7 protein-coding genes are annotated in these 12,983 nt (G+C 72.2%); 3 read left to right on the top strand and 4 right to left on the bottom strand.

Annotated features, from left to right (window positions below):
- Nucleotides 1–37 precede the first annotated feature (37 nt).
- On the bottom strand, nt 38–3,283 hold the full coding sequence (locus AC1RN0_RS05560; protein ID WP_492786444.1) for an acetyl-CoA carboxylase family protein: 3,246 nt from the start codon (nt 3,281–3,283) through the stop codon (nt 38–40).
- Nucleotides 3,284–3,390: 107 nt separating this feature from the next.
- Between AC1RN0_RS05560 and AC1RN0_RS05555 the strand changes: the two genes are divergently transcribed.
- The 3 genes from AC1RN0_RS05555 (at nt 3,391) to AC1RN0_RS05545 (ending at nt 8,985) form a co-directional block, all read left to right on the top strand.
- Complete coding sequence (locus AC1RN0_RS05555) at nt 3,391–4,167, top strand: ImuA family protein (protein WP_492786443.1); 777 nt, start codon at nt 3,391–3,393, stop codon at nt 4,165–4,167.
- Between the two features lie 106 nt (nt 4,168–4,273).
- On the top strand, nt 4,274–5,734 hold the full coding sequence (locus tag AC1RN0_RS05550; protein WP_492786442.1) for a DinB/UmuC family translesion DNA polymerase: 1,461 nt from the start codon (nt 4,274–4,276) through the stop codon (nt 5,732–5,734).
- Nucleotides 5,731–8,985: an error-prone DNA polymerase gene (locus AC1RN0_RS05545; protein WP_492786441.1), complete on the top strand. Its 3,255-nt coding sequence runs from the start codon at nt 5,731–5,733 to the stop codon at nt 8,983–8,985. Before AC1RN0_RS05550 ends, AC1RN0_RS05545 begins: the two co-directional genes overlap by 4 nt.
- An 8-nt stretch (nt 8,986–8,993) precedes the next feature.
- On the opposite strand, the gene AC1RN0_RS05540 is transcribed toward AC1RN0_RS05545, so the two are convergent.
- The 3 genes from AC1RN0_RS05540 to AC1RN0_RS05530 all read right to left on the bottom strand — a co-directional run bounded on the left by AC1RN0_RS05540 (nt 8,994) and on the right by AC1RN0_RS05530 (nt 12,892).
- Nucleotides 8,994–10,799 (bottom strand): response regulator, encoded by a 1,806-nt coding sequence (locus AC1RN0_RS05540; protein ID WP_492786440.1) that lies wholly within the window; start codon nt 10,797–10,799, stop codon nt 8,994–8,996.
- Nucleotides 10,800–10,866: 67 nt separating this feature from the next.
- On the bottom strand, nt 10,867–12,084 hold the full coding sequence (locus AC1RN0_RS05535) for a molybdopterin molybdotransferase MoeA (RefSeq protein WP_492786439.1): 1,218 nt from the start codon (nt 12,082–12,084) through the stop codon (nt 10,867–10,869).
- The gene (locus AC1RN0_RS05530) at nt 12,074–12,892 is read right to left on the bottom strand and encodes a ferredoxin--NADP reductase (protein WP_492786996.1); all 819 of its coding nucleotides are present in this window, start codon (nt 12,890–12,892) and stop codon (nt 12,074–12,076) included. The genes AC1RN0_RS05535 and AC1RN0_RS05530 overlap by 11 nt, the downstream gene beginning before the upstream one ends.
- Between the last annotated feature and the right edge of the window lie 91 nt (nt 12,893–12,983).

Here is a 12,983-nt window from a genome sequence, read left to right as displayed (position 1 = left end):
CAGTCGCCGCGACAAGTCCAGATGTCGCGGCGGCGCGTCACCAGGCGTCGACCCAGCCCCGCGCGGGACGCCTGCGCGGCGGACAGCAGTCGAGGCCGCGGATGATCCAGCGGCGGGTCTCGGCCGGGTCGATGACGGCGTCGATCTCCAGCGCCGCGGCCATGCTGGTCGCCTTGCCGGCGGCGTAGAGCCGGCCGACCAGCTGGTCGTACAGGGCCTTGTTCTTCTCCGGGTCGGTCTCGGCGGCCAGCTCCTTGCTGTAGCCGAGCTTGACAGCGCCCTCGAGGCCCATGCCGCCGAACTCGCCGGTGGGCCAGCTGGCGATGAACACCGGCGCGTGGAAGCCGCCGCCGGCCATCGCCTGGGCGCCCAAGCCGTAGCCCTTGCGCAGCACGATGCACATCAGCGGCGTGCCCAGCTTGGCTCCGGCGATGAACTGCCGGCTGACGCGGCGCACGGCGCCGGCGGCCTCGCTGTCGGGGCCGACCATGAAGCCGGGCGTGTCGCACAGGCTCAGCACCGGCAGGTCGAAGGCGTCGCACAGCTGCAGGAAGCGGGCGCATTTCTCCGCCCCGTCGCAGTCGATGGCCCCGCCGAGGTGGCGCGGGTCGTTGGCGATCAGCCCCATGGGCCGGCCCTCGACGCGGATGAAGCCGGTGATCATCCCGGCCGCGAAGCCGCGACGAAGTTCGAGGAAGCTGCCGTCGTCGGCGAGGGTCTCGATCAGCGGACGGATGTCGTAGACCCGCAGGCGGTTCTCCGGGATCGCCCGGCGCAGCGCGCGCTGGTCGGCGGCGGTCCAGTGCGCCACCCGGCCCTGGAAGGTCGACATCGCCTGCTTGGCCAGGGCCGTGGCGTGGGCCTCGTCGTCGGCCAGGATGTCGATCACCCCGTTGGCCCACTGCACGTCGCTGGGGCCGATGTCCTCGGGCTTGAACACGCCGAGGCCCCCGCCCTCGATCATGGCCGGACCGCCCATGCCGAGGTTGGAGTCCCTGGTGGCGATGATGATCTCGGAAAGGCCGGCGATGGCCGCGTTGCCGGCGAAGCAGCGGCCGGCGACGATGGCGATCTTCGGCACCTCGCCCGACAGTTCGGCGAACTTGCCGAAGGTGGTCACGTCCAGCCCGGCCACGCCGGTGCCGTCGGTGTCGCCCGGCCGGCCGCCGCCGCCCTCGGCGTACCAGACCACCGGCAGCTTCTGCTCGCCGACGATGTGCAGCAGCCGGTCGGTCTTCTTGTGGTTCATGTTGCCCTGGGTGCCGGCCAGGACGGTGAAGTCGTAGCTGAGCGCCGCGACCCGCGCCTTGTCGGGCGCGAACAGGTGGCCGTTGATCGCGCCGATGCCGGCGATCAGGCCGTCGGCGGGCGTGGCCTTGATCAGGTCCTCCAGCGTGCGGCGGCGGCGCTGGGCGGCGATGGTCAGGGCGCCGTACTCGATGAAGCTGCCGGGATCGAGCAGGTCGTCGAGGTTCTCCCGCGCCGTGCGGTGGCCGGTGCGGCGGCGTTTGGCCACGGCCTCGGGCCGGTTCTCGTCGAGGGTGAAGGCGTGCCGGTCGATGACGGCCTGCAGGTCCGGGCGGATGTGGTCAGGGTCGATCTGCGCCGCCTCGGCCTGGGCGTCGGCGACGACGTCGGCCGGTTCGAGGAACAGGATCGGCTGGTCCTTGAGCAGGGTCTCGCCCCTGGCCGCGGCGATGCGCACGACCCGGCCGCCTTCCGGCGCGGTCACCACATGCTCCATCTTCATCGCTTCGAGGATGGCCACGGTCTGGCCCGGCGCGACGAGGTCTCCCTCGGCCACCTCGATGTGCCCCACCGTCGCCAGCAGCGGCGCGGCGACGCTGAACGCGCCGTCGAGGCTTTCGAACGCCGACTGGATTGCGACGGGCAGGGGAGCGGCGTCGACAGGCGCCGGCTCGACCTTCGGCAGCTTCGCCAGCAGGTCCGGCAGCTGCGTCTCAAGGAAGCGGGTCGTCGCCTGGCCGCCGGTCACCGCCGGCTCGGCCAGCACGGCGCGCAACAGCGGGGCGTTGGTCTCCACGCCGTCCAGCCGGAATTCGCCGAGCGCCCGGGCGGTGCGGGCGCAGGCGGACGCCATGGTGTCGCCCCGGCCGATGACCTTGGCCAGCAGGCTGTCATAGGCCGGGCTGGTGACGTAGCCGGCGTAGCCGTAGCCGTCGACGCGCACGCCCGGACCGCTCGGCGGCTCATAGGTGGCCAGTCGTCCGCCGCCGGGCAGGGTCGCGCCGTCGGCGGTCAGGGTTTCCAGGTTGACCCGCGCCTGGACGGCGAAGCCGCGCGGCTTCGGCGCTTCGGTCAGGCCCAGCTGGACGAGGGTCCTGCCCGCCGCCAGCTCGAACTGGACGCGAACCAGGTCGAGGCCGGTGACCTCCTCGGTGACCGTGTGCTCGACCTGCAGCCGGGCGTTGGTCTCGATGAAGGCGAAGCCCCCCTTGCCGTCGACGAGGAACTCGACGGTGGCCAGGGTGCGGTACTTCGTGGCCGCGCACAGCCGCTCGGCGGCCTCGTGCAGGGCCTTGCGCAGCGGTTCGGGCAGGATCGCCGGGGCGCTCTCGACGAGCTTCTGGTTGCGGCGCTGGATCGAGCAGTCGCGGTCGCCCACGGCCAGCACGGCCCGGCCGTCGGCCACCACCTGCACCTCGATGTGCCGCGCGTCGGCCACCAGCCATTCGGCGTAGACCGTCCCGTCGCCGAACGCCGCCAGCGCCTCGCGCGAGCAGGCGGCCAGGGCGAACTCGATCTCCGCCTCGGTCTGGACGATGCGCATGCCGCGCCCGCCGCCGCCGGCCACGGCCTTGAGCATCATCGGGCCGTTTTTGCGGAAGAAGGCGCGGGCGGCGGCCAGGTCGATCGGGCCCGTGCCGGCCAGCACCGGAACCTTGGCCTTGGCCGCCAGCGCCCGGGCCTTGGCCTTGTCGCCGAACAGCTCCAGCGCGTCGGGCGAGGGGCCGATGAAGGTGATCTTCGCGGCGGCGCAGGCGCGGGCGAAGGCGGCGTTCTCCGACAGGAAGCCGTAGCCCGGGTGGATGGCGTCGCACTTCGCCGCCTTCGCCGCGGCGATCACGCCGTCGATGTCGAGATAGGCCTTCACGCCGGAGCCCTTGAGGGCCACGGCCTCGTCGGCGGCCCGGACGTGCAGCGAGGCGGCGTCGTCCTGGGCGTGGATCGCGACGCTGACGATGCCCAGCTCCGCCGCCGCCCGGGCGATGCGGATGGCGATCTCGCCGCGGTTGGCGATCAGCACGCGCTTGAAGCTCAAGGGAATCCTCCGTCGGCTCATACAGCCGTTTGAGCGCACCATAGCGTCCCGGCTTGACTCTCCAAGTCCGCAGGGTGAGAACAAAAGCGGAACATTGGAGAACAGTCATGCCGGCGTCGCGGCTCGCCCGCCTCGCGGCCGTGAAGGGCCAGATCGCCGCTCTGGAAGCGGGGACTCGGACTCCATCCGCGGTTCTGCCGTTCGGCGACCCGCGCGTCGACGACTGTCTGCCGGGCGGCGGCCTGCCGCTCGGCCGCTGGCACGAGGTGACCGGCGGCGGGATGGATGTCGAGACGGGCGCCGCCACCGCCGGCTTCGCCGCCCTGCTGGCCCTGCCGCTGGCGGCGCGCGGGGCGGTGGTCTGGATCCTGCGGCGGGACGACCTCTACGCGCCGGGGCTGGAGACGCTGGGCTTTCCGGCCCGGCGGCTGATCCAGGTGCGGGCGCCGGACGATACGGCGGCCCTGATGGCGCTCGAGGACGCGCTCGGCTCGGCCGGGGTCGCCGCCGTGGCCGCCGAGATCGAGGACGTCGACCTGACCGCCGGCCGCCGGCTGCAACTGGCCTGCGAGAAGCACGGGGCGACCGGCTTCGTGATCCAGCGGCGGCCGTTCGGCGGGGCGGCCCGAAAGGGCGTCAGCGGCTCGGCGGCGGCGACGCGCTGGCGGGTCGCGGTCGCGGCCAGCGATCCTCCCGCGGGCGAACCGGGGCTGGGACCGCCCCGCTGGACCGCGACCCTCGAACGCTGCCGGGGCGGTCGCCCCGGTGAATGGACCTTTGAATGGCGGCAGGAGGCTGACCATGGCTCGCATCCTCTCGCTGTGGCTTCCGGACTGGCCGGTGACGGTGTGGAACCGCAGGACCGCGACCGGCTCAGGGCGTGATTCCAAATCCGCTCATCCCGGCGAAGGCCGGGACCCAGGCGTTTTTGGGATGGGTCGGACAGACTCGGGCGGATCAGAAAAAACCTGGGTCCCGGCCTTCGCCGGGATGAGCGGGAAAAATACACCGCTGGCGCTTTTGATCACCGAACGCGGCGCCCGCCGGCTGCACGCGCTCGACGCCGGGGCCCGGGCGCTGGGCCTCTACGCGGGGCAGAAGGCCGCCGACGCCGCGGCCCTGGTTCCGGAACTGGTCACCGCCGACGCCGATCCGGAGGGCGACGCGGCGGCGCTGACGGCGCTCGGCGACTGGTGCGTGCGGTTCTCGCCGGCCGTGGCGCCCGACGGGCCCGACGGGCTGGCGCTCGACATCACCGGCGTCTCACACCTGTGGGACGGCGAGGCGGCGATGCTCGAGGACCTGCTGGCGCGGCTGGCGGCCAACGGCATCCCGGCGCGCGGCGCGGTCGCCGACACCCTCGGCGCGGCCTGGGCCCTGGCGCGGTACGGCGAGGCGCCGGCCGTGGTCATCCCGCCGAACGGCCAGGCGCCCGTGCTCGCGCCGCTGCCGGTCGCGGCCCTGCGGCTGGATGCGGCGGCGACGGCGCAACTGCCCCGGCTGGGCCTGACCCGCATCGCGCGGCTGCTGGACCTGCCCCGGGCCCAGCTGACCCGGAGGTTCGGGCCGCTGGTGGTGCGAAGGCTCGACCAGGCCCTGGGCCGGGCCGAGGAGGCGCTGACCTATCGCCGGCCGCCGAGCCCCTGGTTCGACCGGCTGGCCTTCGCGGAGCCGATCAGCGTGCTCGATGACCTGGTCCGCGCGACCGGCGACATCGCCACGCGGCTGTGCGATCGGCTGACCACAGAGGGCCGGGGCGGGCGGCGGTTCGAGCTGACCTTCCACCGGCTGGACGGCAAGGCCTTCCCCGTGCGGGTCGGGCTGTCGACGCTCGGCCGCGACGCCCGCGCCCTGACCCGGCTGTTCGCGCCGAAGCTGGAGGCCATAGACCCCGGCTTCGGCATCGAGGTGGTGACCCTTTCGGCCGGCGGGGTGGAGCTGGTCTCCGCCGCCCAGGGACAGCTCGACAACAGCCGCGCGGCCATGGCCGAGGAGGGGCTGGCGGCGCTGGTCGACCGGCTGGCCAACCGGCTGGGCGAGGACCAGGTCTGGCGCGCCGAGGTGTTCGAGAGCCATGTGCCCGAACGGGCTTCACGCGCCTCGGCGCCCTTGTCGCCGTCGACCGCCGCCGGATGGGACCCCGACCGGCCGCGGCCGATCCGCCTGCTGGCCCGGCCCGAGGCGATCACCGCTCTGGCCGAGCTGCCCGACGCCCCGCCGGCGACCTTCACCTGGCGCGGCCGGCGTCATCGCGTGCGTCTGGCCGAGGGCCCCGAGCGCATCGCCGAGGAGTGGTGGCGCAAGCCGATCGACGAGGTCCGCACCGGCCTGATCCGCGACTACTACCGGGTCGAGGACGAGGTCGGCGGCCGCTACTGGATCTTCCGCGCGGGGCTCTACGGCGACCCCGAGATCACGGTGCGCTGGTGGCTGCACGGGGTGTTCGCGTGAGCCGCCCCTCCACCCGCTACGTCGAACTCCAGGCCACCACCAACTACAGCTTCCTGCGCGGGGCCTCGCATCCGGCCGAGCTGGTGGTCACGGCCCAGGCGCTCGGCGTCGAGGCGATCGGGATCACCGACCGCAACAGCCTGGCCGGGGTGGTGCGGGCCTGGGCGGCGGCGCGCGAACTGGGGGTGCGCAGCCTGACCGGTTGCCGGCTCGACTTCATGGACGGCACGCCCAGCCTGCTCTGCTACCCGTCCGACCGCGAGGCCTACGCCCGGCTGACCCGGCTGCTGAGCATCGGCCAGAGCGGGGCGGAGAAGGGCGAATGCGACCTGCTGCTCGATGACTTTCTCGACCAGTCCGAGGGGCAGCTGTGCCTGATCGTCCCGCCGCCGCGACTGGACGCGACGTTCGAGACCCGCGCGGCCGTCCTGGCGGGGGCGCTGAAGGGCCGGGTCTGGCTGGCGGCGTCGCGGCTGTTCGGCGCGCAGGACGCCCGGCGACTGCACCGTCTGGCCGGGCTGGCCGACCGCATCGGCGCGCCGATGGTCGCCACGGGGGACGTGCTCTACCACGCCGCCGAACGACGGCCGCTGCAGGACGTGCTGAGCTGCATCCGCGAGGGCTGCACCCTCGAGCAGGCCGGTTTCCGGCTGGAGGCCAACGCCGAGCGGCATGTGAAGTCGCCGGCCGAGATGGCCCGGCTGTTCGCCCGCTGGCCGGGCGCGGTGGAGCGCTCGGGCGAGATCGCCGACCGTATCGCCTTCGACCTCGGCGACCTGCGCGAGGAGTATCCCGATGAGCCCGTGCCGGCCGGCAAGACGGCCATGGAGCATCTGACCGACCTGGCCTGGAACGGCGCCCGCTGGCGCTATCCGGACGGCGTGCCGGACAAGGTCACCGCCCTGCTGCGCAAGGAGCTGAAGCTGATCGGCGAGCTGAAGTACCCGAACTACTTCCTCACCGTGCATGACATCGTCCAGTGGGCCCGCGCCCGGCCCGAGCCGATCCTCTGCCAGGGCCGCGGCTCGGCGGCCAACTCGGTGGTCTGCTTCTGCCTCGGGGTGACGGCCGTCGACCCGACCAAGAAGGACCAGGACCTGCTGTTCGCCCGTTTCCTGTCGAAAGAGCGCGGCGATCCCCCCGACATCGACGTCGACTTCGAGCACGAGCGGCGCGAGGAGGTGATGCAGTACATCTACAGGCGCTATGGTCGGCACAAGGCGGCCATCTGCGCCACCGTGATCCATTACCGGCCGCGCAGCGCCATCCGCGAGGTCGGCAAGGTGCTGGGCCTGACCGAGGACATCACCGCCGCCCTCGCCGGCACGGTCTGGGGCAGCTGGGGCGACGGCATCGCCGGGGATCACATCCGCCAGGTGGGGCTCGATCCGGACAATCCCGAGATCCGCCGCGCCACCACCCTGGCCGCCGAGCTGCTGACCTTCCCGCGCCATCTGTCACAGCACGTCGGCGGCTTCGTCCTGACCCGGCGGCGGCTCGACGAGACCGTGCCGATCGGCAACGCGGCGATGAAGGACCGCACCTTCATCCAGTGGGACAAGGACGACATCGACGCGCTGGAGCTGATGAAGGTCGATATCCTGGCGCTCGGCATGCTGACCTGCCTGAAGCGCGGCTTCGACCTGCTGAACCTGCATCACGGCGAGACGCTGCGGCGTAAGTACGGCGAGCCGTTCAGCGACATCGCCCACATCCCGCAGGAGTGCCCGAAGGTCTACGACATGCTCTGCCGGGCCGACTCGGTGGGGACCTTCCAGGTCGAGAGCCGGGCGCAGATGTCGATGCTGCCGAGGCTCAAGCCGCGGAGGTTCTACGACCTGGTCATCCAGGTGGCGATCGTCCGGCCCGGGCCGATCCAGGGCGACATGGTCCATCCCTATCTCAAGCGGCGCAGCGGCCAGGAGCCGGTGACCTATCCCGCCCCGGCCCCCGAGTTCGGCCCGCCGGACGAGCTCAAGGCGGTGCTGGAGAAGACCTTCGGCGTGCCGCTGTTCCAGGAGCAGGCCATGCGGCTGGCCATCGAGGCGGCGAAGTTCACCGACGACGAGGCCAACCTGCTGCGCCGGGCGATGGCCACCTTCCGCAATCTCGGCAACCTCGCCGACCACGAGGAGCGGTTCATCGGCGGGATGGTCAGCCGCGGCTACGACGGCGATTTCGCCGCCCGCTGCTTCGAGCAGATCAAGGGGTTCGGCCACTACGGTTTCCCCGAGAGCCACGCCATCAGCTTCGCCCTGCTGGTCTACGCCTCGGCCTGGATGAAGTGCTGGTACCCGGACGTGTTCTGCGCGGCGATCCTCAACGCCCAGCCGATGGGCTTCTACCAGCCGGCCCAGCTGGTGCGGGACGCGCGTGAGCACGGCGTCGAGGTGCGCGCCGTCGACGTGCTGCACAGCGACTGGGACTGCACGCTGGAGCCGGCGTCCGATCCGAAGGCCCGGCTGAAGGCGGTGCGGCTGGGGATGCGGCAGGTGAAGGGGCTGCAGAGGGCGGAGATCGAGCGTCTGGTCGCGGCGCGGGCGGCCGGCGCGCGCACCCTGGCCGACCTGGCCCGGGCCGCGCGGCTGTCCCGGCGGTCGCTGGAGCTGCTGGCCGAGGCCGACGCCTTCCGTTCCATGGGCATGGACCGGCGGGCGGCGCTGTGGGCGGTCAAGGGCGAGGGCGCCGAGGCGTCGGCGGACCGCGACGGGTCGCTGCTGTCCGGCCTGCCGCTGTTCGAGGCCGCCGCCGCCCTGCCGGTGATGAGCCTGCCGCAGCATGTGGCCGAGGACTACCGCACCGCCGGCCTGTCGCTGAAGGCGCACCCCTGCGGCTTCTTCCGGCCCTTGCTCGACGAGATGGGCTGCGTGCGGGCCGCCGACCTGCCGAAGATCAAGACCGGTCGGCGGGTGTCGGTCGGCGGACTGGTGCTGATCCGCCAGCGGCCCGGCACGGCCAAGGGCATCGTCTTCGTGACCATGGAGGACGAGACGGGCCCGGCCAACGCGGTGGTCTGGAAGGACGTGTTCAGCGCCAACCGCCGGCTGGTGATGACCTCGGCCTTCCTCGTCATCCACGGCCGGATCCAGCGGGACGAGGACGCCGGCAAGGAAGGCCAGGTGATCCACATCGTCGCCGAGCGGTTCACCGACCTGACCCCGAAGCTGGCCGCGATGCGCGAGGAGGGGCAGCAGCCGCGACCGGGCGAGGCCGTGCGCTCACGCCTGGTCCGCAGCCGGGACTTCCACTGAAGGGTCGATCAGGCGGCGACGGCGTCCGCGGCGGCCCTTGCCGAGGCGTCGGACAGGGCGGCGAACAGTTCGGCCAGATCGATCGGTTTGCGCACCACGCCGTTGGCGCCGGCGTTGCGATAGCGCGTCACGTCCTCTTCGAAGACATTCGCGGTCAGCATCCAGACCGGCGTCGCCGCGCCCGGTCCACCGGCGGCGCGGATAGCGCGCAGGGCGTCCAGGCCGTCCATCACCGGCATGTTGGCGTCCATCAGGACGATGTCGAAGGCTTCGGCGGCCATGGCCTCGACGGCCTCGCGGCCGTTCTCGACAAGCGTCAGGTTGACCGACAGCGGCTCCAGCAGCACCCGCAGCACATGCCGGTTGGCGGCGTTGTCCTCGGCCGCCAGCACACGCAGGGGGCGGTCCTCGTCGAGCACCGGCGCGCTGTGGTCGGTCGCGACCGGGTCGGCGACCTCGGCCGTCGGCGCCTCGAACGCGAAGCGGAAGGCGGCCCCGCCGCCCGGCGCATCGTCGACCGAGATGGTCCCGCCGATCAGCGCCATGTTGCCGGCGCTGATGGCCAGCCCCAGGCCCGCGCCGCCGAGCGCGCGGCCTTCCCGGGTCTGCTCGAAGGTCTCGAAGATGCGCAGCCGGTCCTCGGCCGGAACGCCGGCGCCCTGGTCGATCACCTCGCCGGTCACGGCCAGCGCGCCGTCCCGGGCCGTGGCGGCCAGACGGATGGTCACGGTCCCGCCGCGCGGGCTGAACTTGACCGCGTTGGACAGCAGGTTGACCAGCGCCTGTTCGACCTTGGCCCCGTCCGTCAGCACGCCGCAGGGCGAGGGCAGTCCGGTGGTGTCGAGCACCAGCGCCACGTCTCGCTCGCTGGCCCGGGGGGCCCAGATGCGCACGACAGTCGCCGCCAGGGGATGCAGATCAACCGGCGCCAGCTCGACCGACATCTTGCCGGCCTCGATGCGGGTGATGTCGAGCACCGCGTCCAGCAGGCGCTTGAGCAGCGCTCCGGCGTCGAGCACGCCGGCGGCCATTTCCTTCTGGGAGACGTTCAGAGGCGTGCGGTTCAGCGCCTCGGTGAGGCCCAGAACGGCGTTCAGCGGGGTGCGGATCTCGTGGCTGGTCATGGCCAGGAAGTCGGACTTGGCGCGGTTGGCGGCTTCGGCCTGCGCGCGGGCGGCCTCGGCCTCGGCGACCAGCGCCGTCAGGGCGAAGTTCTTCTCTTCCAGCGCCAGTCGCACATTGGCCAGCGACCGGTCGGTCGACTGCTGGCGCCAACTGGCCGCGACCACGCCGACGACGAACACCAGCACGGCGGCGCCGAAGTGGGCGCTGGGCATCTGCTGCTTCTGGTCGATGCCGATCCACAGCATGGACGCGATCGAGGGCACGATGGCGGCGATGTAGCCCAGCCGGCTCATGTGCACCTGCAGGGCGGTGAACATCAGCACGCCGATGATCAACAGGCCCGATTCCGTACGCACGATCCCGGTGGTGGCCGCGCCGCGAACCTCCATGGCCATCCAGCAGGCGTGCAGCGACGTCAGGAACACGATCAGGCCGGTGCGGACCGTCATGTCCCGCAGGGCCGCGCTCTTGTCCGGATTGCGCGCGCCGACCTCGACCGCCCAGGCCAGACAGACATAGAGCGCCAGGTGCAGAACGCCGAAGCCGATGGTGAAGCTCGGCGGCGCCACGGTCGCCAGCAGGCCGGTGAGCCCCAGCGCCATGCCGAAGCGCACGATATTCATGCCCCTGTAGTGCTGGACGTAACCGTCGAGCCTCAGGCCGTCTGCTGTAAAGGAATGCCCCGTCATCGTGTGACAATCGACCACAGGTTTGTGAACATCGGCCTAAGCGGGCCAAGCCGGGCCCACGACCGGTTCAGGCGTTGGCGCGATCCAGCCGAAGGATGTCGACGGTCTCGCCCGCCGGGGCGGCCGGGGCGCCGGGCAGGCGGCGCAGCAGGGCGTCGGCCGCAGCGAACACGGTCACCAGCGAGGAGTCCTGGTCCGGGAAGGCCGTCACACCGTCAGGGCCCAGCCGGGCGCGCATCCAGTGCTCGCGCGGGCCGTTGGCCGGCAGGGCCACGGCCAGCGGCGCGGCGTCCATCCGGTGCGGCCGCGCCGCGCCCTGCAGGGCCAGCACCAGCGGCTTGAGGAACAGCTCCGCGCAGACGAAGGCCGAGGCCGGATTGCCGGGCAGGCCGAGCACCAGCCGCCCGTCGCTAAGCCGGCCGAACCAGGTCGGCTTGCCGGGGCGGACGTTGACCGTCTCGACGTCCAGGTCGAGCCCCAGCGTCGCCAGCGCCGGCTTGACCAGGTCGTAGTCGCCGACCGACGCGCCGCCGACGGTGACAATGACGTCGGCCTCGATGTCCCGCACGGCGGCGATGATGGCCTCCAGCGTGTCCCCGGCCGGGGCGAGGCGGGTCGGCAGGCCGCCCCAGCGGCGGATCATCGGCAGCAGGCCCGCGCCGCCGGACTCGTAGATCTGGAACGGTCCGGCCTCGCCGCCGGGCGCGGCCAGCTCCTCGCCGGTCGCCAGCACCGCGACGCGCGGCCGGCTCGCGACCTGGACCATGGCGCGGCCGGCCGCCGCGGCCAGCGACAGCCGCCAGGGGTCGAGCCGCGCGCCGGCTTCCAGCAGGGTCGCGCCGGCCCGGAAATCGCCGCCGCGGGGGCGGATGTTGCTTCCGCCATCGCCGGCGGGGCCCAAGCGGACATGGTCGCCATCGCGCTCGGCGTTTTCCTGGATGACCACCAGGTCCGCGCCGGCGGGGACCGGGGCGCCGGTGAAGATACGTACGGCCTCGCCGGCCCGCAGCACGGGCTCGTAGCCGCGCCCCGCCGCGCTCTCGCCGGCGATGAACAGGCTGACGGCCTGGCCGACATCGGCCCGTTTGACCGCCCAGCCGTCCATGGCCGAGGCGTCGAACGGCGGCTGGTCGCGGATGGCGGTGATGGTTTCGGCCAGCACCCGGCCGTCGGCGTCCGCCACGGCGACGGCTTCCGCCGGCAGGGGCGCGGCGCGCGCGAGCATCCGCGCCCGGGCGTCCTCGACGCTCAGGTTGCGGGGGCCGCGGATGGGGTTAGCCGACAAAGGCCCGTTCGAGGACGTAGTCGCCCGGCTCGGCGTTGGAGCCCTCGGTCATGCCCTGGCTTTCCATCACCGCGGCCATGTCCTTGATGAACTCCATGCTGCCGCAGAGCATCACCCGGTCCTCGGCCGGATTGAAACGGTCCTCGGGGATGCCGAGGTCACGGAAGAACTGGCCCGAGTTGATCAGGTCGGGGAACCGGCCCTGATGTTCGAACGGCTCGCGGGTCACGGTCGGGTAGTAAGTCAACTGGGCCTTCGCCTCGTCGCCGACCAGCGGATCGTCGTGGATCTCGGTTGTGAACAGGTCGCGGTAGGCCAGTTCGCTGACCTGGCGCACGCCGTGACAGACGAAGACCTTCTCGAAGCGCGCGTAGGCGTCCGGATCGCGGGCCACCGACAGCCAGGGCGCCAGACCCGTGCCGGTGCCGAACAGGAACAGCCGCTTGCCGCCCTTGACCGCGTCCAGCACCAGGGTGCCGGTCGGCTTCTTGCCCATCAGCACGGTGTCGCCGGGCTGAATGTGCTGCAGGCGCGAGGTTAGGGGACCGTCCTGGACCTTGATCGACAGGAACTCGAGGGTCTCGGACCAGGCCGGGCTGGCGATCGAATAGGCCCGCAGGACCGGCTTGCCGCCGTCCTCGCCGGGCAGGCCGATCATCACGAACTCACCCGAGCGGAAACGGAAGCTGTCCGGCCGGGTGATCGCGAAGCTGAACAGGCGATCTGTCCAGTGCTTCACCCACAGCACGGTTTCTTCGAAGAAGGGGCTCGCCTTCACGGGCGCCGCCGGGGCTTCGGCCGTCGTCATCACGCTGAAATTCCCTGAAGACCCGCAACGGGGCCGCCGCGTTCTCCATGTGATGCGGCGCAGCATGATGTCAACGCAAGGAAGTCTCGGA

This window comes from Caulobacter sp. GW821-FHT12F03, assembly GCF_058806855.1.
This window is presented reverse-complemented; position numbering and strand designations above follow the sequence as displayed.